This is a genomic window from Pseudacidovorax sp. RU35E (genome assembly GCF_900156165.1).
Taxonomy (GTDB): Bacteria; Pseudomonadota; Gammaproteobacteria; order Burkholderiales; family Burkholderiaceae_C; genus Xenophilus.
Genome location: NZ_FTMY01000008.1, coordinates 188,761 through 211,902 on the forward strand (window position 1 = coordinate 188,761; position 23,142 = coordinate 211,902).

The window sequence follows — 23,142 nt, forward strand, 5'->3', positions numbered from 1 at the left end:
CCGCCCTTGTTGAGTGGAATTGTCGGCGGTTGGTTCTGCGGTTTTTTGACTTGCGTTAAGTCAACGCAGGCCGGCGATGTAGTCGGCGACGGCCTTGATCTCGCGGTCGTTCATCTTGGCGGCCACGCCGGTCATCTGCGGGCTGTTGGTGCGGATGCCGTCGCGGAAGGACTTGAGCTGACCTTCGGTGTAGTCGGAGTGCTGCCCCCCGAGGCGCGGGTACTGGGCAGGGATGCCGGCACCCGTCGGGCTGTGGCAGCCGGCGCAAGCGGGCACCTGACGGTCTGCGATGCCGCCGCGGTAGATGCGCTCGCCCAGCACGACGAGGTCCTTCTCCTTGGCGAAGCCGGGCTTGATGGTCTTGCTGCCCAGGAACCAGGCGATGTCGCGCATGTCCTGCTCGCTCAGGTTGGCCACCATGGGCTGCATGATCGCGCTCTTGCGCTTGCCGGACTTGAACTCGTGCAGTTGCTTGAGGATGTATTCGGGGTGCTGCTGTGCCAGCTTGGGGTTCGCCGCGATGGCCGAATTGCCGTCTGCGTTGTGGCACGAGGCGCAGGCGACGCCGTTGGCGGGGCCCTGCGTGTAGATGGTGTCGCCCCTGGCGGGATCGGGCTTGGCGGGCTTGGCCGCGGCGGCCGGAGCATCTGCCGCCATGGCCGTTCCCCCCAGAACGGTTCCCAGCACGGCAGCAAGCAGATAAGGCGCGAACAACTTCATATCGTGGGCTTCTTCACTCGTACGCTGACTGGCGCAAAACCGGGCAATTCTACAATCGCCCACCCTCCCAACGGCCTCCTTGAGAACCCTGTACCGAATGGATCAAACTTTTCCGCCCTCTCCTGCGGATGACGCGGCCGACGCCGCAGCGGCACCCGCCAGCGGATCGGCGGAGAACGCCAGTCCGCCCGCCTCCACCGTCGCTGCGACGCCGGCGCCCGCCGCCACCTTCGCCGAGCGCGCCCGCACTGCGCTGGGCTGGATGCACACCGCCCACTTCCTGCTCAGCTCGCCGCGGCTGGACACCCTGCCCCCGCTGGGCCTGCCCGAAATCGCCTTCGTGGGCCGCTCCAACGCCGGCAAGTCCACCGCCATCAACACGCTGACGCAGCAGAAGCGCCTGGCCTTCGCCTCCAAGACGCCCGGCCGCACACAGCACATCAACCTGTTCGGCGTGGGCAAGGGCCAGGTCGACGATGCCGTGCTGGCCGACCTGCCCGGCTACGGCTATGCCGCCGTCCCGCGCGAGGCCAAGCTGCGCTGGCAGCGCGTCATGGGCAACTACCTGATGACGCGCGAGCAGTTGTCCGGCGTGGTGCTGATGTGCGACCCGCGCCTGGGCATGACCGAACTGGACGAGGTGCTGCTGGAAGTGATCCGCCCGCGTGTCGAGCAGGGGCTGAACTTCCTGGTGCTGCTGACCAAGGCCGACAAGCTCACGCGGGCCGAGGCCAACAAGGCGCTGTCGATTGCGCGACTGCAGGCCGGCGGCGGCGAGGTCAGACTCTTCTCCGCCCTCAAGAAGCAGGGTGTGGACGAAGCGGCCGAGATCATCTGGCGCTGGACGCACCCCGACGCCGGCTGACGCGACCTGCATCCACGCACGCGTCTTCCGACCCACACCCAGGAGACACGTGCGATGACCGACATCCAGACCTTCGAGCGCGCGCTGCCGCATGGCATCACGCTGAGTTGCCGCGCGGCCGGCGAGCCCGGCCGGCCGCTGATGCTCTTTCTGCACGGCTTTCCGGAGGCGGCCTTCATCTGGGACCCGCTGCTGACGCATTTCGCCCGGCCCGAGAACGGCGGCTACCGCTGCGTGGCGCCCAACCTGCGAGGCTTCGAGCGCTCCAGCGCACCGGCGGAAGTCGAGGCCTACCAGGCCCATCGCCTGATGCAGGACCTGCGCGCACTGGCCGACAGCGAGTCGGCCGGCGGACAGATCGACACGCTGATCGCCCACGACTGGGGCGGCGCCTTCGGCTGGGGCATGGCCAACGCGATGCCCGAGCGGGTCGGCCGGCTGGTGATCATCAACTCGCCGCACGCCGGCACCTTCGCGCGCGAGTTGAAGAACAGCGCCGAGCAGCAGGAAGCCAGCGCCTACATGAACTGGCTGGCACGCCCGGGCAGCGAGGAGGTGCTGGCGCGCGACGACTTCGCGCGCCTCTTCGGCATGCTGTCGTCCATGCAGGCCGGCGCAGGCAATGCCGACTGGCTCACCGAGGACGTGAGGGCCCAGTACCGCGACGTGTGGTCGCAGGGCCTCGTGGGCGCGTGCAACCTCTACCGCGTCACGCCGCTGAAGCCGGGCGCCGACATTCCCGAGATCCCGCGCGAGCGACTGACCGTGGACATCCCGACGCTGGTGCTCTGGGGCATGGCCGACATCGCCCTGCGCCCCGGCCTGCTCGATGGCCTGGAGGACTACGTGCCCCAGCTCGAGGTCGAGCGGCTGGATGGCGCCACGCACTGGGTGGTGCACGAGCAGCCCGAACTGGTAATGGCGCGCATCGGCGCCTTCATCCAGCGGCATCCGCGCCTGAGAGGCTGAGCACCAGCGGGTGCGCGAATGGGGTCCAGTTGACCCGACACCGTTCAGGCTGAGCCTGTCGAAGCCTGGAAGCGGCCTTCCCCTCTAGTACACCGAAGGCTCGCCCGGCGGCCGCGTCTTGAAGCGCCGGTGCACCCAGTAGTACTGCGCGGGCATCGTGCGGATCCACTCGGCCAGCTGCGCATTCATGCGCGCCGTGTCCGCGATGGCGTCATGGGTCGGAAAGTCCTGCCAGGACGGCAGCACCTCGATCTCGTAGCCGTCCTTGGTCAACCGCGACAGCACCGGCACCACCTTGGCCCGCGCCAGCCGAGAGAAGCGTGAGAGCGAGGGGGTGGTCGCGGCCAGCGTGTGGAAGAAGGGCACGAACTCGGTGTGCGCCGGGCCGAAGTCCATGTCGGGCAGCAGGTAGAGCAGACCGCCGCGGCGCAGGTTGGCCACGATCTGCTTCACGCCGTCCATGCGGTGCAGCACCGTCACGTTGCCGAAACGGGTGCGACCCTCGCGCGTCCATTCGTCCATCACCGGGTTGCGCTGCGTGGTGTAGATGGTGGTGGACTGCTTGGGCGTGTGCATGGTCAGCCGCGTGGCGGCGGCGTCCAGCCCGTAGAAGTGCGGCGCGAAGAGGATGGTGGGCTGCTCGCCCACGTCGATCTCGTCCAGCGCACCCTTGAGCGTCACGCGCTGGCGGATCACCTCGGCCGGCGCATGCCATAGCCAGGCGCGGTCGAACCAGGCCTGGGCGACGTAGACGAAGGTCTGGCGCGCGATGCGGCGCCGCTCCTCGGGCGTCTTCTCAGGGAAGCACAGGGCCAGGTTGACGTCCACCACATGGCGGCGCGGCTTGGCCAGGGCATGCAGCACCGGCCCGAGCGCCGCGCCCAGGCCGCGCACCACCGGCAGCGGCAGATGGGCCAGCGCGCGCATGAAGCCGATGCCCAGGCGGGCCGAAAAACTCATCGCGCCGTCTCCATCTCGGCGCGCGGCGCCTTGTAGCGCGCATAGTCCCAGACGTACTGGCCAGGCAGGCTCAGGATCAGTTGCTCGATGCCTTGGTTCATGGCGGTAGCGGCCTCTTCGGGGGCGGCTTTGGGGTCGGAAAGGGCCGGCGCATCCAGCGGCTGCAGGCGCACGGCATAGCCACGGCCGCGCGGCAGCCGCTCGCACACGCCCAGGAAGACCTGGGCGCCAGTTAGCTGCGCGAGGCGCGGCACGAGGGTCATGGTGTAGGCCGGTCGGCCGAAGAAGGGCGCCCACACGCCCTGCCCCATCGGCGGCACCTGATCGGGCAGGATGCCGGTGTAGCCGCCCTTCTTGAGAGCACGCATGAGCCCGCGCACGCCCGACACATCCGTGGGCAGCATGTGCAGCCCGGGCCGGTCGCGCGAGCCTTCCATCAACGCCGCCATCCACGGCTTGCGCGGCGGCCGGAACAGCGCGGTGATGGGCCCGTGGCTGGCCAGGAAGCGCTCGCCCAGGGCCTGGCCCAGCAGTTCCCAGCAACCCAGGTGCGGCGAGATGACGATGGCGCCGCGGCCCGCAGCCAGCGCGGCGCCCAGGGCCTCATCGCCCGTCCACTGGCGCACCCGGGGCAACACGCTCTCGCCCGCCGGCCGGGCCCAGAGCCAGGGCAGCTCGGCGGCCATGCGGCCGGCGGCGGCGATGGCCGGGCGCCACTGCGCCGGCGCAAGGCCGGCCTGCGCCGTGTTCTCGCGGAAGCGCCGCCGATAGTCCGGCGCCAGCGCCCAGACCAGCCAGCCCAGCAGCCCGCCCAGTGCATGCATCAGCGGCAAAGGCGCACGGGCAAGCAGACGAAACAACGCGGTCATCAGGTGTTGTCGGACAAACGGGTGGGTGGAAAACCGACGCGCGGCTCAGCGGGCTGAGGCCGGCATGAATAGAATCGAAATTGTCGCCGAGTTACAGGACTACTTGCAGGGCGACGTTAAACCCAACTGCTAAAGCGTTCGCCAGAGACTCCCCGAGGGTGCCGGCAAACGCCCGGTCCGCATCCTTCTTGCAGGAGTTTTCTCGAACATGGCGAACGACTTTCTCTTCACTTCCGAATCGGTGTCCGAGGGTCACCCGGACAAGGTGGCCGACCAGATCTCGGACGCGATCCTCGATGCCATCTTCGAACAGGACCCGCGGTCGCGCGTGGCCGCCGAGACGCTGACCAACACGGGCCTCGTGGTGCTGGCGGGCGAGATCACCACCAACGCGCACGTCGATTACATCCAGGTCGCGCGCGACACCATCAAGCGCATCGGCTACGACAACACCGACTACGGCATCGACTACAAGGGCTGCGCGGTGATGGTCTGCTACGACAAGCAGTCCAACGACATCGCCCAGGGCGTGGACCAGGCCAGCGACGACCACCTGAACACCGGCGCCGGTGACCAGGGTCTGATGTTCGGCTATGCCTGTGACGAGACGCCCGAGCTGATGCCCGCGCCGATCTACTACGCGCACCGCTTGGTGGAGCGTCAGGCGCAACTGCGCAAGGACGGCCGCCTGCCCTTCCTGCGTCCCGACGCCAAGAGCCAGGTCACGATGCGCTACGTGGACGGCAAGCCGCACAGCATCGACACCGTGGTGCTGTCGACGCAGCACCACCCGGACCAGAGCGAGACCGCCACCAAGATGAAGGCCAGCTTCATCGAGGCGGTGATCGAGGAGATCATCAAGCCGGTGCTGCCCAAGGAGTGGCTCAAGGAAACGCGCTACCTGATCAACCCCACGGGCCGTTTCGTCATCGGTGGCCCGCAGGGCGACTGCGGCCTGACGGGCCGCAAGATCATCGTGGACACCTACGGCGGCGCTTGCCCGCACGGTGGCGGCGCCTTCTCGGGCAAGGACCCGTCGAAGGTGGACCGCTCGGCCGCCTACGCGGCCCGCTACGTGGCCAAGAACGTGGTGGCCGCCGGCCTGGCGCGCCAGTGCCAGGTGCAGGTGGCCTATGCCATCGGCGTGGCCAAGCCGATGAACATCACGGTCTACACCGAAGGCACGGGCGTGATTTCCGACGACAAGATCGCGGCGCTGGTGAACGAGCACTTCGACCTGCGTCCCAAGGGCATCATCCAGATGCTGGACCTGCTGCGTCCGATCTACACCAAGACCGCCGCCTACGGCCACTTCGGCCGCGAGGAGCCGGAGTTCACGTGGGAGCGCACGGACAAGGCGGCGGCGCTGAAGGCGGCTGCGGGACTGTGATCCGGTTCCTCCGCTGAGTGAGTGACGGGGCTCTTCGGGGCCCCGTTTTGTTTTGGGGCTTTCTGCGGGGTGCCGTTGGGCTGCTGTGCAGGCTCCTTTGGCTCGTGGGGCCACTGCCACATGCCATTCGCACGCAAGAAGCGAGAGGATTCAATGGGGACGCACACGGGCTCGGAGGACCGTTGTCTCCGCGAAGACGCCCGGCGGGAGCGGCCCCCAGGGCGCGGCCGATGTGCGTGCCCCTCGCTGAACGCTCGGGGTCCCCTGCGGTGCTCGCCTGGCGAGTGCGTGGCGCAACTCGCTACGCGCTGCCGCGCTCCGCTCGGACAAGCGCCACGAGTCAGAGACGGCCGGTGCGCGATGCTCGCGCACCTCACTCGCCAGGCTGCGCGCCTCGGCACGCCCAACGGCCACGCCCTGGGGGCCGCTCCCGCCGGGCTTGGGGGTGATCGGCGGGTGTTGGCCTTGGTCAGGTTCCAACGGGCCCATCCGCGTGCTTACGCAATCAGTACGCTTGCCCAGCCGCTGAGTCAATCAACCCGTCCGCCCTGAGTCCATCAACCCGTTCGCCCTGAGCTTGTCGAAGGGCGTTGATCCCCACATGCGCTGGCTTCGACAAGCTCAGCCCGAACGGCTGCTGGGTGAGCTGACCTGCGCTTTTCAGCGTGAACGGCTGTCGGGTGAACGGGTCTCCGTTGTCTTCAAGGACGCCAAAGGGGAGTACCACGCCCGAACACCCCTGGAGCCGGCCCCGGCCCGCCCGGCCGACTCGCCCTCAGGATGCGCCGAGGCGCGCAGCCGGACGAGCGAGGCCCGCGGTCCCCGCGGGCCGGTCGTCACTGACTCGCGGCGTTTGTTTGAGCGCAGCGCGAAGCGCGTAGCGAATTACGCCGCGCGCTCATCCGGCGAGCACCGCAGGTTCCGCGAGCGTTCAGCGAGCGGCGCAGCCTGTGGGCGAGGCGGCCGGGCGGGCCGGGGCCGGCGGAGCGTCCAGCGCGCTCAATCCGCCCGCGCCCCCGAGTACTTCACGATCGGCGTCCACTTCTTCACCTCGGCCTCGATCAGCGCCTTGAAGGCCGCCGGCGTCGTGCCCTCGACGATGAAACCGCGCGACGCGAAATACTCGCGCACATCCGGCGAACGCACCGCCTTGTTCACCTCGGCACTCAGCTTTTCCACCACCTCGGGCGGCGTGCCGGCCGGCGCGAACAGGCCCTGCCACGACAAGGCCTCGAAGCCCTTCAGGCCAGCCTCGTCCAGCGTCGGCACATCCGGCAGCATCGGGTGCCGCGTCTTCGACGTGACGGCCAGCGCCCGCAGCTTGCCCGCCTGGATCTGCGGCATCAGCACCAGCACGTCGCCGAAGGTGGCCTGGATCTGCCCGCTCATCAGGTCGGTCAGCATGCCCGCGCTGCCGCGGTAGGGGATGTGGACCATCGACACGCCCGCGGCCTGCTTGTACATCTCGCCCGTCAGGTGCATCGACGTGCCGTTGCCGGCCGAGCCGTAGTTCAGCCCGCCCGGCCTCGACTTGGCCAGCGCCAGGAACTCCTGCGCCGTGCGCACCTTCACGTCGGGATTCACGGCCAGAACGAGCGGCGCGCTCACCACCATCGAGACGGGCGCGAAGTCCTTGACCACGTCGTAGGGCAGCTTCGCGTACAGCGCCTGCGCGATGGCATTGCTGCCGGTCACGCCCATCAGCAACGTGTAGCCGTCCGGCGCGGACTTGGCCACGTAGTCGGCACCCACGGTGCCACCGGCACCGGCGCGGTTGTCCACCACCACCGGCTGGCCCCAGGCACTGGCCAGCTTGTCGCCGATGCGCCGCGCCAGCACGTCGGTGCTGCCGCCGGGCGGAAAGGGCACGACGATGTGGATGGGCTTGCCCGGATAGGCCGGTTGCGCCTGGCCGAGGGCCGGTGCCAGCAGTGCACCGGTGGCAAGGGCCGCCACCAGGGCCAGGCCGGCGCGGCGGCGAAGAGGGAAGGACGGTCGGTTCATGGGCACTCCTGGCGGGGGTCGGGATGGAGGGGAGACGACGGGGAAGACGATGAAGAAGTAGACGGTGGCGACGAGGCGCCGGCAGCCGCTGCATCCGCGGCCGCCGCCCCCCAGCCGCCGCCGCCCGCGGTCTCGATGAGCAGCCGATCGCCGGCCTGCCAGCGCACCCGGCTGCGCGCGGCCAGCGGCTGCACGCGCCCGTCGACATGCAGAAGGCGTGCCGACGCGCTGGCACCCGCAGCGCCGCCCTGGGCGCCGCGGGCCTGGCTGCGGTGGCGCTCGCCGCGGTAGGCGATCCAGCCCTCGCCATCGAGCAGCAGGTACTCGCGCCGCACGCCGTCGCCACCGGCCTGCGCGCCCGCACCGCCGGAGCCTCGGCGGATGGCGTACTGCAGCACGCGGATGGGCGCCTCGGCCTCGATCACCTCGATGGGCGTGTTGCGGGCATTGCCCACGTCGGTGGAGACACCCGCGCGCCCAGGTGCCGTGGCGCTGGCGCCCGCGCCGCTGGCGATGATCTCGGTGAACATCCAGCGCCGGCCGTCGCCGCGCGTGCCGCTGAGCGCGAGCACGGTGGCCACGCCGGCATGCGGGGCCACACCCTGGCCCTGCGTGCCCATGGCCTGCGCCCAGGCGCCGAGGATGGCGTTGCAGGCCAGCTTGACCGTGGCCGTGCGGGCATTGACGGCCGCCGGCCAGTCGGGATTGACCACGCTGCCGGGCGGCAGCCGCAGCGTGAGCGGCGCCAGGCAGCCCGCGTTGTTGGGCGCCTGCGGCGCCAGCGTGCGCATGAAGAACAGGGCCGCCGACAGCATCGCCGCTGCGGAGGCGTTGAGCGGTCCGCGCACCTGCGGCGCGCTGCCCTCGAAGTCGAGCGTGATCGCCTCGCCCTGCTTGTGCAGCCGCACGGCGATGGCGATGGGCTCGGAACCCTCGCCGGCGCCATCGAGCGCGTCGTGCCAATGCCACTCGCCATCGGGCACGGCGGCCAGTGCGGCGCGGGTCATGTCGGCGGACTGGGCGAGCAATGCATCGCACACCGCGGCGAAGCGCTCGCCCGTGTGGCGGGCGATCTGTCGCAGCTCGCGCGCGCCCTGGGCCAGCGCGGTCCATTGCGCCTCGAGATCGCCGCGCAGGTTGGTGGGCGTGCGGGTATTGGCGGCCAGGATGGCGTCGATGTCCGGCAGCACGCCCGCTGCATCACGCCAGCGCACGGGCGGCAGGCGCAGGCCTTCCTGGTGGATCTCGGTCGCGTCGGGCGGGATGGACCCCGGCGCCATGCCGCCCACGTCCTGGTGGTGCAGGCTGGTGGCGGCCAGGGCGATCAGCTCGCGGCCGTCGAAGACGGGATGCACCAGCGCGATGTCCGGCAGGTGCGTGCCGCCCGACCACGGGTCGTTGAGCAGATAGACATCCCCGCTGCGCATGACACCGGCCGGAAAGCGCGCCAGCACGCCGGCCACGGCCGGGATGAGCGAGCCCAGCAGCAGCGGCAGCGAACGGGCCTGCGCCAGCAGCCGCCCGTCGGGCAGGAACAGCGCCGCCGCGCAGTCGCCGCCCTCGCGGGCGATGGTGGAGACGGCGGCGCGCATCATGGCCGACTGCATGCGGTCGGCCGCACCCTGCAGGGCCAGGCGCAGGGGCTCCATGCGCAGTGCGACGGCGGGGTCGAGGGCGGTGCTCATCGGGTGGACACCGCAAGCGACAGCGCGCCGTCGGCCTCGATGCGCCAGCACCAGCCGGCCGGCACCCACACCGTGGTCATCGGCGCGAACAGTGCGGCCGGACCATCGCCCTCCGGCGCGATGCCGGCCCAGGCGTCAGTCGTCGTGTGTAGTGGCGTCGCGGCCACTTCCTCCGGCCCGCGCACCATGCCCAGCGCCGCCATCACGCCGGCCTGCGGCAACACGCGCACGGCGGTCATGCCGGCTAGCGCGGCGACCTCCGCCGCATGCTGCGCGCCGCCGCCGCCCACGGCCACCAGCAGCGCGTCCGCCGGATCCAGGCCACGCTGGAAGGCATGGGTCTTGAGCGCCTCGGCCATGTGCGCGGCAGCCGCCTGCACCACGGCCTCGGCCGCTTCGTCGAGCGGCAGGCCCAGCGGCACGGCCACGTCGCGCGCGAGCGCGGCCTCGGCGGCACGGCGGTCCAGCACGAGTCCGCCCGCCAACCGATCAGGCAGACGGCCGAGCACGCACAGCGCATCGCTCAGCGTCGCCAAGGTGCCGCCCTGCCCATAGGCCGCCGGCCCCGGCCAGGCGCCCTGCGAGCGCGGGCCGATGCGAAGCGCCGCACCCGCCAGCACCTGCAGCACGCTGCCGCCACCGATGGCGATGGAGGCAATGTCCACGCAGCGCTGGCGGATGCCCAGCCCGCCGCATTCCAGCGATTCGGCGAAGGCCGGCTCGCCGCCGTGCAGCAGCCCGATGTCGGCACTGGTGCCACCCACGTCCAGCGTGAGCACGGCGCCACGGTGGGCGCCTACGTCCAGGCAGGCCGCCACGCCGCGCAGGGCGGCGCAAGGGCCGGACATCGCCAGCCCGATCGGACGCGCGGCCAGGTCCTGCCAGGGCCGGACCGTGCCTTCCGAATGCATGAGCATCGGTGCAGGCAACCGGCGGGCGGAGAGCGCCTCGGCCAGCGCCCGCAGGTAGCCGGCCGCCAGCGCCTTGGCATAAGCATCCAGCGCGGTGGTCAGCGCGCGCTCGAACTCGCGCGGCGCCGGATCGACCTCGTGCGAGAGCGAGACGTGCAGATGCGGCAGACGCGCCCGCAACAGCTCGCCGACCTGCTGTTCATGCGAAGGATTGCGATGCGAGAACAGCAGGCAGACCGCCACCGCCTGCACGCCCGCGGTCGCGATGGCGTCTGCGGCGGCGTCGAGCGCCGTCAGGTCCAGTGGCTCGACCTCGCGGCCCTCGGCATCGATGCGCCCGCCGATCTCAAAGCGCAGCGGCTGCGGAAAGAGCGCCGCCTCGGGCACCGCCGGCGCGACCACGGGCTCGTAGAGCGCACGCCGGTCCTGTCGCGCCAGCACCGGCACGTCGCCGAAGCCACGCGTCAACACCAGGGCGACCGGCGGCTCGTCCCGCTCCAGCAGCAGGTTGGTGATGACGGTGGAACCGTGCACCACCCCGCCCACTTCCTCGGGCGCGATGCCGGCCTCGGCACACAGCCGGTCCAGCGCCTCCACCACCGGCTCGGCCAGCCGCCGACCCGCACGCGGATGCTTGATCGCCACGCTGCGGCCGTCCTCGTGCAGCGCCACGGCATCGACGAAGGTGCCGCCCATGTCCACGCCCAGCGACCAGGGCGCCGCGCTCACCGGAAGCGCTCCGCCGAGAAGGGCGCCAGGTCCACCTGCGTGGGCCGTCCGGCCACCAGGTGCGCGATCTCGCGGCCGGTGGTGGCGCCCATGCACATACCCATGTGGCCGTGGCCGAAGGCCAGCCAGGCGTTGTCGGCGCCGCGGGCCGGGCCGACCACCGGGAGGCTGTCGGGCATGCAGGGCCGGTGTCCCATCCAGCGGCTGAAGGCCGAGGTGTCCAGGTGCGGAAAAAGCTGCCGGCCCTGCGCCAGCAGCGCGTCGGCGCGTGCCATGTTGGGCTCGGCAGCCAGGCCTGCGAATTCCACCGTGCCCGCCAGCCGCAGGCCCATGGCCATGGGGTTGACCATCAGGTTGTGCTCCACGGCCATCACCGTATGGCGAAGCTGCAGGTTGGAGCTCTGCACGGTGACGTGGTAGCCACGCTGGGTCTCCAGCATCACCGGGCTGCCCAGCGCGGCGGCGAGCCGGCCGGACCAGGCACCCGCGGCCACCACCACGCCATCGACGGGCAGCGGCGCGCCTTCGTCCAGCTGCAGCGCTGTGACATGCCCGCCCTGCCGCTCGAAGCCGGTGACGCGGCGGCGCAGGTGCGTGGCGCCATCGGCCAGGCACTGGGCATGAAGCGCTTTCACGAGCGCGGAAGGATCGGAGGTGGAGCCGTTCTCCGGCGCGAGGATGCCGAAGCGGAAGCGCCCCTTGAGGTCCGGCTCCAGCGCCTCCAGCTCGTCCTGCTCCACGTCGCGCATCTGCACGCCGAGCGAACGGCGCAGCTTCATGCCCCAGGCCCACTGCGCCGCCGTCTCGCGCGAGGAAAAGACATACAGGCAGCCGCTGCGCCGCACCAGGTGCTGTGCCTGGGCATGGTCGAGCAGCGGCGCATAGCTGTCGAAGATGGGCGCCAGCAGCGTGCGCAGCGCGGTGGCGATGCGCGTGACCTCCTCGCGCGAGGAATGCCGCAGCATCCGCAACAGCCAGGGCAGCACCACCGGCGCATAGGCCCAACGCACCGTCAGCGGGCCGAGCGGGTCGAGCAGCCAGCGCGGCACCTTCTTCCACATGCCGGGCATGCCCACGGGCAGGCAGGCGCTGGGCGAGAGCGAGCCGGCATTGCCGAAGGAGCAGGCCTCGCCGGCGTCGAGGGGGTCGACGAAGGTGATGCGATGGCCGTCGCGCTGCAGCCAGGCGGCGGTGCAGCTGCCCACGATTCCGGTTCCGATGACGGCGATGTGCATGGGCCGGCATTCTGGAAAGCTTGTCGGCCATCAAGCCAGCCAATTCTTTTCATGGCCCCATCAAGACTTCTGATAATCGGCCGCGTTCCATCACCTTGCCCGTTCCACGCTGGTGCAGCCCTCCCCAACCCTCAACGCCCTCAGCCTGCGGCAGATGCGCGCCTTTGCCGCCGTGGCCCGCGCGGGCAGCTTCACGGCGGCGGCGCGGCAGCTGCACCTCACGCAATCGGCCGTCAGCATGCTGGTGCAGCAGCTGGAAGAGGCGCTGGGCCTGCCGCTCTTCGACCGCGGTCAGAGCGTGACGCTGACCGAGGCGGGCCGCCAGTTGCTGCCGCTGGCGCGCCGCATCCTGGACGACCTGCAGCAGATGGCCGAAGGCGCCTCGGACCTGCGCTCGCTGCGCACCGGCCTGCTGCGCGTGGTGGCGCCGCAGATGCTGGCCTGCACCTGGGTGGCGGCCGTGCTGGGCGAGTTCGAGGCGGCGCATCCCGAGATCGGCCTGCGCATGGCCGACGCCACGGCCGATGCGGTGGTGGGCACCGTGCGCCGTGGCGATGCCGAATTGGGCGTGGGCCCCGAGCGGCCCACCGGCGAGGACGTGGCCCGCACCTTCCTGATGGACGTGCCGATCCGCTTGGTCTGCGCCGCCGGCCATCCGCTGGCCGGACGCAAGGCCGTGGCCTGGGACGAGTTGCGCAACGAGCGCTGGGTGCTCTATTCGAGCGAGTTCAACCGGCATCTGGAGCGGCACCTGCATGCGCACGATGCCTCGCTCTCGCTGCAGACCGCCGCCGAAGTGGAGTACCTGACCACCGCCCTGGCGCTGGTCGGCGTGGGCACCGGGCTGGCGGCGGTGCCGGACTATGCGCGGTCCTTCGCCGGCAACTTCGGCCTGCGCTTCATCGAGCTGCGGGGGCCGGAGATGCGGCGGCCCTACTACATCTACCAGCGCCGGGGGCTGGCGCTGTCACCACCGGCCCAGGCCTTCGTGGCGCTGCTGCAGCAGCGCGCGGCGCGGGCTGCCGCGGACTGAACGACGGTCTTCAGCCCCGGCCGCGGCTGCCGGCCACGAGGCGCATGCCCGGCATCAGCTGCGCGGCGAGGTCGGGCCGCTCCAGTGCGTAGTCCAGGTTCATGCGGGCGATCTCCACATGCTCCTCGCCCAGCGCCTGGGCGCGCGAGCCCTGGCCGCGCTCGATGGCCTGCACGAGAGCATGGTGGGTGCGGTGGGCCTGGCGCATCCACTGCTGGCCTTCTTCCATCGACGACTGCATGGGAAGCATGGCGCTGGGCGCGGCAAAGGGCTGGCTGGCCAGCATCTCCAGCGTGCGCAGCACAGCCGCATTGCCGCAGCCTTCGAGGATCAGGCGGTGGAAGCGGTCGTTCATCTCCACATAGGCGGCGTAGTCGTCCAGCTCCATGGTGGGCTTGTTGACGGCGCGGTCGCCCTCGTCGAGGCAGTCGTGCAGCTGGCGCAGCAACTGGCGCGAGGCGCCGTCCTCCGCCAGCAGGCGGGCCGCGAAGCCCTCGATCACGCCGCGCACGCGGATGGCGTCGGCGATCTCGCGCGAGGTGAAGGCCCGCATCTGGTAGCCGCCCGAGGGCGAGGGCTCGATCAGCCCTTCATGCTCCAGGCTCGCCAGCGCCAGCCGAACCGGCGTGCGCGAGGCGCCGAGGCGCTCCGAGAGCGGGATCTCCGCCAGGCGCTCGCCCGGGCCGAATTCGCCCTTGAGGATCATGTCCCGGAGTTGGACGAGCACGCGTGATTGTTGGGAGTCCATGGCGCAGTTCCGAAGCTGCGACGGATTCTAGGCGCCGGCGTGCAGCGGCATGCCCAGGGCGCACCTTGGCTCGCAAGTTGCATGCAGAACGAGGATCGCCTCGGCGACGGCAGCGATGCCCGGCGCTGGTGCATTCCCTCGCTCCATCCTCACCAACAAAGGGAAAAATGGTCCGGCATCTTGCAGTCGGGCCGGACACCCGCCATTGACGGAACACAAGGATCGGCCTAACACTGCATGCAATTGCATACAACGAAGTGCAGACCTTCGATTGGAGTAGCCCATGATCACCCAGGAACAGAACGACTTCATGACCCGCGTCGCCCCCGGCAAGCCGGCGGGCGAACTGCTGCGGCGCTACTGGCAGCCCGTCGCGCTGCTGGAAGAGCTGGACGGCCCGCGCCCGCTCAAGGCCGTCAAGCTGACGGGCCAGGACTTCGTGCTGTTCCGCGACGAGACCGGCCGCCTGGGCCTGCTCGACCGCGACTGTCCGCACCGCGGCGCCGACCTCGCTTTCGGCCGGCTGGAGGACGGCGGCCTGCGCTGCCCCTTCCACGGCTGGCTCTTCGACGCCACCGGCCAGTGCCTGGAAACGCCCGCCGAGCCCGTGGGCAGCAAGATGTGCACGCGCATCCAACAGGGCGCCTACCCGGTGGTGGAGCGCTCGGGCATCGTCTTCGCGTACATCGGCCCCGGCGAGCCGCCGGCCTTTCCGGAGTTCGACTGCTTCGTCGCACCCGGCACGCACACCTTCGCCTTCAAGGGGCTGTGGGAATGCAACTGGCTGCAGGCGCTGGAGGTGGGCATGGACCCGGCCCATGCCTCCTTCCTGCACCGCTTCTTCGAGGACGAGGACACCTCCGAGAGCTACGGCAAGCAGTTCCGCGGCGCCTCGGCCGACTCCGACCTGCCCATCACCCGTGTGCTGCGCGAATACGACCGCCCCGAAATCGCCGTCGAGCCCACCGAATACGGCATGCGCCTCACCACGCTGCGCAAGCTCGATGAAAAGGCCACCCACGTGCGCGTGACCAATGTGATGTTCCCGCAGGCCTTCGTCATTCCGATGAGCGCAGAGATGACCATCACCCAGTGGCATGTGCCGGTGGACGACACCCACACCTACTGGTACGCCATCTTCACCAGCTTCACCGGCCCGGTGGACAAGCAGCAGATGCGCGACCAGCGCCTGGCCACCATCGAGCTGCCCGACTACGTCTCGCGGCGCAACAAGTCCAACCAGTACGGCTACGACGTGCAGGAGCAGGCCAGCCAGACCTTCACCGGCATGGGCATGGACATCAACGTGCACGACCAGTGGGCCTGCGAATCGCAGGGCCCCATCCAGGACCGCACCCGCGAGCACCTGGGCGCCACCGACAAGGGCATCATCACCTTCCGCCGCATGCTGGTGCGCGCCATCGAGAGTGTCCAGCGCGGCGAGCGCGAGGCGCCGCTGCTCATCGGCGCCGATCAGGCCGCCGCCTTCAGCGGCCCGCCTTCCATCGACGGCGTGAACGACCGCGGCAGCGACAACGACGCCTACTGGCGCGAGGCCGACCGCGAGCGCCGCCTCAAGAGCAGCTGGGCCGCCGCCCGGCTGACCACGGGCGAGGCGGGCTGAGCGCCATGGCGAGCTTCGTGGACCGCCACGGCCTGTGGACCGACGAGCAGGCCCGCCAGGCCGCCGAGCTGGACCGGCGCCTGGCCAGCGGCGAGGTGGACGTGGTGCGCTTCGCCTGGCCCGACCAGCACGGCCTGCTGCGCGGCAAGACCCTGGTCGCCAGCGAAGCGCGCAGCGCGCTGCGCGGCGGCGTCAACCTCACCACCACCCTGCTGGCCAAGGACACCTCGCACAAGACGGTGTTCCCGGTCTTCAGCGCCGGCGGCGGCTTCGCACTGCCCGGCCTGCAGGGCGGCGCCGACTTCACGCTGGTGGCCGACCCGGGCACCTTCCGCATCCTGCCCTGGGCCAAGAAGACCGGCTGGGTGCTGTGCGATGCCTACATGGCCGACGGCAGCCCCTGCCCCTTCGCCACGCGGCGCATCCTGCAGAAGGCGGTGGACGAGCTGGGCCGCGAGGGCCTGGACTTCGTCGCCGGGCTGGAGGTGGAGTTCCACGTCTTCCAGCTCGACGATGCGCGCATGGGCCTGGCCGACTCGGGCCAGCCCGGCGAGCCGCCGCGCGTGTCGCTGCTGTCGCACGGCCACCAGTACCTCACCGAGCTGCGCTACGACCGCGTCGACGCCGTGATGCAGGTGCTGCACGACCAGCTTATCGCGCTGGGTCTGCCGCTGCGCTCGCTGGAAATCGAGTTCGGCCCCAGCCAGTTCGAGCTCACCTTCGGCCCCACCGTGGGCCTCACGCCAGCCGACACCATGGTGCTGCTGCGCAGCGCCATCAAGCAGATCTGCCAGCGGCAGGGCTGGCACGCCACCTTCATGTGCCGGCCGAAGATCCCGAACGTGATGTCCAGCGGCTGGCACCTGCACCAGTCGCTGCGGCGGCGCGGCGATGGCGCCAACGCCTTCATCCCGGAGGACGGCGCGGGCGACCTGAGCCCGCTGGGACTGCACTGGCTGGCCGGTCTCAAGACCCACGCGGTGGGCGCCTCGGTGCTGGCCTGCCCCACCATCAACGGTTACCGGCGCTACCGGCCCTTCTCGCTGGCGCCCGACCGTGCCATCTGGGCGCGCGACAACCGCGGCGCCATGCTGCGCGTGCTGGGCGGCCCGGGCGATGCCGGCACCCGCATCGAGAACCGCGTGGGCGAGCCCGCGGCCAATCCCTACCTGTACCTGGCCTCGCAGATCCACGCCGGCCTCGATGGCATGATCCGCCGCCTCGACCCCGGCCCCAGCGCCGACGCCCCCTACGAGACGCCGGCCGAGCCGCTGCCCCGCTCGCTGGGCGATGCGCTGGCCGCGCTGCAGGCCGACGAAGTGCTGGTCGAGCGCTTCGGCCGCACCTTCGTGGACTACTACTGCCACATCAAGCAGGCCGAGATCGCGCGGTTCAACCTGGAGGTGAGCGAGTGGGAGCACCGCGAATACTTCGACATGTACTGACAGCCGCCACCGCTTGAAGCGTTGACCCCGACTCGCTCGCTCACTTCGCCGCGCCGCCACCACTCAGAACAGCGCCGATCAGTGAGCCCGTTCGCCCTGAGCTTGTCGAAGGGCTTGGACACGCACATGCCCAGGCTTCGACAGGCTCAGCCCGAACGGGCTTTGATTCACTGGCCGGCATTGCTCCGGGGACGTCACCGGCAGCATGAGCTTCGGCCTGCACTTTGCTTTCTGCCTTTCTGTAATCACGAGGAACCTGCGATGACCGTCACCAAGAGAAGCGCCCTGGGCGCGATTGCCGTTGCCTGCCTGGGCCTGATGGGCGCTGCCGCGCAGGCGGCGGAGCCGCTGCGCATCGGGCTGATCGCCACCTACTCGGGGCCCTATGCCGACTACGGCCGCCAGTTCGATGCCGGGGTGGCGCTCTATCTCAAGGAACATGGCGGCAAGATCGCCGGGCGGACGGTGGAGATCGTCAAGAAGGACACGGCCGGCCCCGCGCCCGATGCCGCCAAGCGCATCGCGCAGGAGCTGATCGTGCGCGACAAGGTCAGCGTGCTCACCGGCCTGGACTTCAGCCCCAACGCCTATGCCGTGGGCGCCGTGGCGGCCCAGGCCAAGGTGCCGGTGGTGGTCATGAATGCCGCCTCGTCCGGCATCACCACCAGTTCGCCCTATGTGGCGCGCGTCTCCTTCACCGTGCAGCAGATGGCCGACCCCATGGCCCGCTGGATGCTCAGGAACGGCGTCAAGGAGGCCTACACCGTGGTGGCCGACTACGCCTCGGGCACCGATGCCGAGACGGCCTTCAAGAAGGCCTTCACCGAAGGCGGCGGCAAGGTGGTGGGCGAGGTGCGCACACCCATGAACAACCCCGACTTCTCGGCCTATGTGCAGCGCATCAAGGACGCCAAGCCGCAGGCCGTATTCTTCTTCTTTCCCTCGGGCGTGATGCCGCCGGCCTTCCTCAAGGTCTGGAAGGAGCGCGGCATGGAAGAAGCCGGCATCAAGCTCTACGCCACCGGCGAAGCCACCGACGACAGCTACCTGCAGGCCACCGGCGACGTGGCCCTGGGCCTGGTGACGGCGCACCACTACTCGTACGCCCACAAGTCGGCCAAGAACGAGAAGTTCGTGAAGGACTTCGTGGCCGAGTTCGGCACCCAGCTGCGCCCGAGCTACTTCGCCATCACCGCCTACGACGCCATGACCGCCATCGAGCTGGCCTACAGGAAGGCCGGTGCCGAGGCCTCGGGCGACAAGGTGATGGACGCGCTCAAGGGCGTCGCCTTCGAAAGCCCCCGCGGCCCGATCGAGATCGACCCGGCCACGCGCGACATCGTGCAGACGGTCTACATCCGCAAGGTCGAGAAGACCAAGGACGGCCAGCTGGTCAACGTGGAGTTCGACAAGTTCGACCGCGTGAAGGACCCGGCCAAGGAAGCCAGGTAAGGCGGGCCGGCGGCGCGCGGAGGAACGGCGACAGATGGCGGTCGTGCTTTTCGACGGGGTGGCCTACGGCATGCTCCTCTTCCTGATGGCGGTGGGGTTGTCCGTGACCATGGGGCTGATGAACTTCGTCAACCTGGCCCACGGCAGCTTCGCCATGGCCGGCGGCTATGCGGCGGCGGTGCTGATGAATGCCCACGGCGTGGGCTTCGGCCTGGCGCTGCTGGCGGCCTTCGTGGCCTCGGCGCTGCTGGGCGCGGTGCTGGAGCGGCTGCTGTACCGGCGGCTCTACCGCGCGCATCCGCTGGACCAGGTGCTGCTGTCCATCGGCCTGGTATTCGTCTCCATCGCGGCCTTCACCTGGTTCTTCGGGCCCACGCTGCAGCCCTTCACCCTGCCTGCTTGGCTGCAGGGCCAGGTCGAGGTGGCGGGCGTGGGGCTGGGCCGCTATCGCCTCTTCCTCATCGGCTGCGGCCTGTCTGTGCTGGCCGCGTTGCTGCTGGCGCTGGGCCGCACCCGCTACGGCGCCATGGTGCGCGCGGCGGTGGACAACCAGCGCGTGGCGGCCGGCACCGGCATCCATGTGCAGCGGCTCTTTCTGCTGACCTTCTCGCTGGGCTGCGGCCTGGCCGGCCTGGGCGGCGCGTTGAGCCTGGGCGTGCTGGGCCTGGAGCCTGGCTTCGCGCTGAAGTACCTCGTGTACTTCCTGCTGGTGGTGTGCGTGGGCGGCGCCGGCACCATCACCGGCCCCTTCGCCGCCGCATTGCTGGTGGGCATCGTGGACGTGGCCGGCAAGTACTACCTGCCGCAGACCGGCGCCTTCCTGATCTATGGCGTGATGATCGTGATGCTGCTGCTGCGCCCGCACGGCCTGGTGGTGCGCAAGGGAGTGACGGCATGAGCGGCACCGCACGCACAACCGGCCTGCAAGCCGGACATCCTTCGGGCGGGGCGCATCCGGTGGTGAAGACGCAGCGCCGCCAGATCGCCGCCGAAGTCGCCTTCTGGGCTGCGCTGGCCAGCAGCTTCTTCCTCATGCCCGAGCAGCTCACGCTGATGAGCCAGGTGCTGATCTTCGGCCTCTTCGCCGTGTCGCTGGACATGGCGCTGGGCTACGCGGGCATCCTCACGGTGGGCCATGCGGCCTTCTTCGGCGCCGGCGCCTACGCGGCCGGCCTGCTGGCCAAGCATGGCTGGGGCGAGCCGATCAGCGGACTGGCCGCGGCCCTGGCCGTCGGCCTGGCGCTGGGCTGGCTGCTGAGCTGGCTGGTGGTGCGCGGCACCGACCTGGCGCGGCTCATGATCACCATCGCCGTCTGCGTGCTGCTGTACGAGCTGGCCAATCGCCTGTCGGCCATCACCGGCGGCACCGACGGCCTGCAAGGGATGGCGGTGTCGCCGCTGCTGGGCCGTTTCGAGTTCGACTTCTTCGGCCGCACGGCCTTCATCTACAGCTTCGTGGTGGTGCTGGGCGTCTTCCTGGTGGTGCGGCGGGTGCTGCGCTCGCCCTTTGGCATGGCGCTGCGGGGCATTCACGACAACCGCAAGCGCATGCTGGCGCTGGGCACGCCGGTGGATGCGCGGCTGCGCATGGCCTATGCCTTCTCGGCCGGCGTGGCGGCCATCGCCGGTGCCCTGCTGGCACAGACCACGCAGTTCGTGGGCATCGAGTCCATCGGCTTCAACCGCTCGGCCGAGGTGCTGATCATCCTGGTGCTGGGCGGCACCGGGCGGCTGTACGGCGGCATGCTGGGCGCGGTGGTCTACATGCTGGTGCATGACCGCTTCGCGGACATGAATCCGCAGTACTGGATGTTCTGGCTGGGGCTATTCCTGATCGGCGCCGTGCTGGTGGGGCGCGGGGGACTGATGGGGCTGTTGGCGCGGCTGACGCAAGGGCGTCGCAAGCAAGCAGGAGAAGCGGTATGAGCGCAGCCCCATTGCTGCTCCACACCGACAACCTCGGCGTCCGCTTCGGCGCCTTCCAGGCCGTGTCCGGTGTGAACCTGTCGCTGGCCGCCGGCGACCGGCATGCGCTGATCGGCCCCAACGGTGCCGGCAAGACCACGCTCATCAACCTGCTGACCGGCGTGCTCAGGCCTTCACAGGGCCGGGTACAGCTGGACGGGCAGGACGTGACCGCCTGGTCGGCCGATGCGCGGGTGCGCCGCGGGCTGGCGCGCACCTTCCAGATCAACGCCCTCTTCCCGCGGCTGACGCCGATGGAATCGGTGCTGCTGGCCCTTGCCGAGCGCGAACGCATCGGCGCCGTGTGGTGGAAGCCCGTCGCCCGCTACCGGCCGCTGCACGACGAAGCCGAGCGCCTGCTGGCCCTGCTGCGGCTGGGCAACCTGGCCCATGTGCCGGTGGCCGAACTCGCCTACGGCAAGCAGCGCCTGCTGGAGATCGCGCTGGCCATGGCCACGCGCCCGCGCGTGCTGCTGCTGGACGAGCCCGCCGCCGGCGTGCCCAAGGACGAGAGCGGCGAGATCTTCGACGCCGTCGCCGCCCTGCCCGCCGACGTGGCGGTGCTGTTCATCGAACACGACATGCAACTCGTCTTCCGCTTCGCCCGCCGCATCTCGGTGCTGGTGGCCGGCCAATTGCTGACCGAAGGCAGCCCCGCCGAGATCGCCGCCGACCCGCGGGTGCGCGAGGTGTACCTTGGCCGGACCCACGCGCGGCTGCCCGTCGCGCAGCACGCGCCGGAGGCCGTCCATGGCTGACGCGGCGCCGCAACTCGAATTCGATGGTGTGGTCGCCGGCTACGGCCAGGCGGTGGTGCTCGACCGGCTGAGCTTTTCGCTCGCATCCGGGCGCAGCCTGGCGATCCTGGGCCGCAACGGCGTGGGCAAGACCACGCTGCTGGAGACGCTGATGGGCCACACGCGCGTGACGCGCGGCGTGATCCGCTGGCAGGGCCAGGACATCACGCACTGGGCGCCTCACCGCCGCGCCCGCGCCGGCCTGGGCTGGGTGCCGCAGGAACGCGAGGTCTTCCCCTCGCTCACCGTCGAGGAGAACCTGCGCGTGATCGCGCGGCCTGGCGCCTGGACGCTGGCGCGCGTCTACGGCCTCTTCCCGCGCCTGCGCGAGCGGCGCGGCAACCAGGGTCATCAGCTCTCCGGCGGCGAGCAGCAGATGCTCGCCATCGGCCGGGCGCTGATGACCAACCCGTCGCTGCTGCTGCTGGACGAACCGATGGAAGGCCTGGCGCCCATCGTGGTGGAAGAGCTGGCCGCCGCCATCCGCCAGCTGTGCGAAGGCGAAGGCCTGGCGTCGGTGGTGGTGGAACAGCATCCGGTGCTGGCGCTGGAGATGACGCACGAGGCCATCGTGCTGGAGCGCGGCACCGTGGTCCACGCCGGGCCCAGCGCCGCACTGGCACAGGATGCGGCGCTGCTGGAAGGGCTGTTGGGCGTGGGCATCGCTGCCGAGGGCGCCTGAACATGGCAGCGGCCGAGCAGGGGCGCAAAGGCAGTCGGCCACCCCGTTCGCCCTGAGCTTGTCGAAGGGCTTGCTCCAAGCGTCGACAGGCTCGGCCGGCACCTCAGAGCCGCGCCCCCGTCGCCGCCATCAGCTGCTCGCGGAAGGCCGCCACCGCCGGCGATGGCGAATGGGCCGGCGCCCTCAGCAGCGTGAGCATGCGCGCCACCTGCGGCCGGCCCACGGTGCGCACCTCCAGCCCATGCCAGTGCGCCAGCGGCCGCAGCGCCATCGTCACCACGGCCACGCCCAGGCCTTCACGCGCCAGGCCCATCATGGTCCAGGGCAGCGCGATCTCGAAGGCATAGTCCAGCGCGATGCCGCGCGCGGCCAGCTTCTCCTCCAGCAGCGTGCGCACCGGGTTGCCCGGCAGGTAGCCGATCACCGGCGACCGCGCCAGCTGCGACCACTCCAGCGATCGGCGCGCGGCCAGCGGATGGTCGGGCGCCATCACCGCGACGAACTCGTCCGACTGCAGGGGCGAGGCCACCAGGTCGGTGCGGGCATCGGTCTGCGTGGCGATGCCCAGATCGGCCGCACCGCTACGCACCAGCGCGTGCACCTCGTGCTCGGGCACGTCATGCAGCACCACCCGCACGCCGGGGTGCGACTCGCCGAAGGCGCGGATCACCGGCGGCAGCAGCAGCGCGCATTGCGCGTTGGGCGCCGCCACCGCCACCCGGCCGCGGGCGAAGCGGCCGAAGTCCTGCGCATCGGCCACCAGGTGGTCCCAGTCGGCCACCAGCCGGCGCGCGGCCGGCAGCAGCGCGGCGCCGGCATCGGTCATGCGGCAGGCGCGCGTGTGGCGGTCGAACAGGCGCGCGCCCAGTTCCCGCTCCAGCTTGCCCAGCGCCGCGCTGAGCGAGGACTGCGACATGCCCAGGCGCTCCGCCGCACGCGTGAAGTGACCGCTTTCAGCCACAGCCAGGAAAACCCTGAGCTCCGGCAAGGAAGACTTGATTGCCAAGGGAAACCGCCCTTTCCGTGCCTATTGATCGGCAGACGCGATTGAATTATCGG

At 70.4% G+C, this 23,142-nt stretch carries 20 protein-coding genes; 11 read left to right on the forward strand and 9 right to left on the reverse strand.

What is annotated here, in order from left to right:
* Positions 1-60 precede the first annotated feature (60 nt).
* Positions 61-720 (reverse strand): c-type cytochrome, encoded by a 660-nt coding sequence (locus BXA03_RS16130; protein WP_076509651.1) that lies wholly within the window; start codon positions 718-720, stop codon positions 61-63.
* A gap of 97 nt (positions 721-817) precedes the next feature.
* Between BXA03_RS16130 and yihA the strand changes: the two genes are divergently transcribed.
* Positions 818-1,585 carry a ribosome biogenesis GTP-binding protein YihA/YsxC gene (gene yihA, locus BXA03_RS16135; RefSeq protein WP_083716120.1) on the forward strand — a complete coding sequence of 256 codons (768 nt, stop codon included), beginning with the start codon at positions 818-820 and terminating at the stop codon, positions 1,583-1,585.
* A 54-nt stretch (positions 1,586-1,639) separates the two neighbouring features.
* Entirely contained in the window at positions 1,640-2,554 is a 915-nt protein-coding gene (locus BXA03_RS16140; RefSeq protein WP_076509653.1) for an alpha/beta fold hydrolase, read from the forward strand.
* A gap of 84 nt (positions 2,555-2,638) precedes the next feature.
* Here the strand turns inward: BXA03_RS16140 and BXA03_RS16145 are convergent, their stop codons facing one another.
* Both BXA03_RS16145 and BXA03_RS16150 read right to left on the reverse strand, forming a co-directional pair.
* Complete coding sequence (locus tag BXA03_RS16145) at positions 2,639-3,514, reverse strand: LpxL/LpxP family acyltransferase (RefSeq protein ID WP_076509655.1); 876 nt, start codon at positions 3,512-3,514, stop codon at positions 2,639-2,641.
* The gene (locus BXA03_RS16150) at positions 3,511-4,383 is read right to left on the reverse strand and encodes a lysophospholipid acyltransferase family protein (protein ID WP_076509657.1); all 873 of its coding nucleotides are present in this window, start codon (positions 4,381-4,383) and stop codon (positions 3,511-3,513) included. The genes BXA03_RS16145 and BXA03_RS16150 overlap by 4 nt, the downstream gene beginning before the upstream one ends.
* A 208-nt stretch (positions 4,384-4,591) precedes the next feature.
* On the opposite strand from BXA03_RS16150, the gene metK reads away from it, so the two are divergent.
* A complete protein-coding gene (metK, locus tag BXA03_RS16155) occupies positions 4,592-5,773 on the forward strand; it encodes a methionine adenosyltransferase (RefSeq protein ID WP_076509659.1) in 1,182 nt (393 codons plus the stop codon).
* 999 nt (positions 5,774-6,772) lie between these two features.
* Here the strand turns inward: metK and BXA03_RS16160 are convergent.
* From BXA03_RS16160 to BXA03_RS16175, 4 genes are read right to left on the reverse strand one after another with little or no spacing between them, the layout of a single operon-like run.
* Positions 6,773-7,777 (reverse strand): Bug family tripartite tricarboxylate transporter substrate binding protein, encoded by a 1,005-nt coding sequence (locus BXA03_RS16160; RefSeq protein ID WP_076509661.1) that lies wholly within the window; start codon positions 7,775-7,777, stop codon positions 6,773-6,775.
* The gene (locus tag BXA03_RS16165) at positions 7,774-9,462 is read right to left on the reverse strand and encodes a hydantoinase B/oxoprolinase family protein (RefSeq protein ID WP_083716121.1); all 1,689 of its coding nucleotides are present in this window, start codon (positions 9,460-9,462) and stop codon (positions 7,774-7,776) included. Before BXA03_RS16165 ends, BXA03_RS16160 begins: the two co-directional genes overlap by 4 nt.
* Positions 9,459-11,102 carry a hydantoinase/oxoprolinase family protein gene (locus BXA03_RS16170; protein WP_234983709.1) on the reverse strand — a complete coding sequence of 548 codons (1,644 nt, stop codon included), beginning with the start codon at positions 11,100-11,102 and terminating at the stop codon, positions 9,459-9,461. Before BXA03_RS16170 ends, BXA03_RS16165 begins: the two co-directional genes overlap by 4 nt.
* Positions 11,099-12,337 (reverse strand): NAD(P)/FAD-dependent oxidoreductase, encoded by a 1,239-nt coding sequence (locus BXA03_RS16175; protein WP_076509663.1) that lies wholly within the window; start codon positions 12,335-12,337, stop codon positions 11,099-11,101. Before BXA03_RS16175 ends, BXA03_RS16170 begins: the two co-directional genes overlap by 4 nt.
* Positions 12,338-12,449: 112 nt before the next feature.
* Here BXA03_RS16175 and BXA03_RS16180 point away from each other — a divergent pair, with 112 nt between their 5' ends.
* Positions 12,450-13,370 (forward strand): LysR family transcriptional regulator, encoded by a 921-nt coding sequence (locus BXA03_RS16180; protein ID WP_083716122.1) that lies wholly within the window; start codon positions 12,450-12,452, stop codon positions 13,368-13,370.
* A gap of 10 nt (positions 13,371-13,380) precedes the next feature.
* Here BXA03_RS16180 and BXA03_RS16185 read toward each other — a convergent pair whose 3' ends face one another.
* A complete protein-coding gene (locus tag BXA03_RS16185; RefSeq protein ID WP_076509667.1) occupies positions 13,381-14,118 on the reverse strand; it encodes a GntR family transcriptional regulator in 738 nt (245 codons plus the stop codon).
* A 283-nt stretch (positions 14,119-14,401) separates the two neighbouring features.
* Here BXA03_RS16185 and BXA03_RS16190 point away from each other — a divergent pair, with 283 nt between their 5' ends.
* The 7 genes from BXA03_RS16190 (at position 14,402) to BXA03_RS16220 (ending at position 22,083) form a co-directional block, all read left to right on the forward strand.
* Positions 14,402-15,742 (forward strand): aromatic ring-hydroxylating dioxygenase subunit alpha, encoded by a 1,341-nt coding sequence (locus BXA03_RS16190; RefSeq protein WP_076509669.1) that lies wholly within the window; start codon positions 14,402-14,404, stop codon positions 15,740-15,742.
* Between the two features lie 5 nt (positions 15,743-15,747).
* Positions 15,748-17,187 carry a glutamine synthetase family protein gene (locus BXA03_RS16195; protein WP_076509671.1) on the forward strand — a complete coding sequence of 480 codons (1,440 nt, stop codon included), beginning with the start codon at positions 15,748-15,750 and terminating at the stop codon, positions 17,185-17,187.
* A 261-nt stretch (positions 17,188-17,448) separates the two neighbouring features.
* On the forward strand, positions 17,449-18,639 hold the full coding sequence (locus BXA03_RS16200; protein WP_076509673.1) for an ABC transporter substrate-binding protein: 1,191 nt from the start codon (positions 17,449-17,451) through the stop codon (positions 18,637-18,639).
* A 34-nt stretch (positions 18,640-18,673) separates the two neighbouring features.
* Entirely contained in the window at positions 18,674-19,537 is an 864-nt protein-coding gene (locus BXA03_RS16205; protein ID WP_076509675.1) for a branched-chain amino acid ABC transporter permease, read from the forward strand.
* Positions 19,534-20,565, forward strand: a complete 1,032-nt coding sequence (locus tag BXA03_RS16210) for a branched-chain amino acid ABC transporter permease (protein WP_083716123.1) — start codon at positions 19,534-19,536, stop codon at positions 20,563-20,565. Before BXA03_RS16205 ends, BXA03_RS16210 begins: the two co-directional genes overlap by 4 nt.
* Positions 20,562-21,362 carry an ABC transporter ATP-binding protein gene (locus BXA03_RS16215; RefSeq protein WP_076509677.1) on the forward strand — a complete coding sequence of 267 codons (801 nt, stop codon included), beginning with the start codon at positions 20,562-20,564 and terminating at the stop codon, positions 21,360-21,362. Before BXA03_RS16210 ends, BXA03_RS16215 begins: the two co-directional genes overlap by 4 nt.
* Complete coding sequence (locus tag BXA03_RS16220; RefSeq protein WP_076509679.1) at positions 21,355-22,083, forward strand: ABC transporter ATP-binding protein; 729 nt, start codon at positions 21,355-21,357, stop codon at positions 22,081-22,083. The genes BXA03_RS16215 and BXA03_RS16220 overlap by 8 nt, the downstream gene beginning before the upstream one ends.
* 103 nt (positions 22,084-22,186) lie before the next feature.
* Here BXA03_RS16220 and BXA03_RS16225 read toward each other — a convergent pair whose 3' ends face one another.
* Positions 22,187-23,089 carry a LysR family transcriptional regulator gene (locus tag BXA03_RS16225; RefSeq protein WP_083716124.1) on the reverse strand — a complete coding sequence of 301 codons (903 nt, stop codon included), beginning with the start codon at positions 23,087-23,089 and terminating at the stop codon, positions 22,187-22,189.
* Positions 23,090-23,142 lie beyond the last annotated feature (53 nt).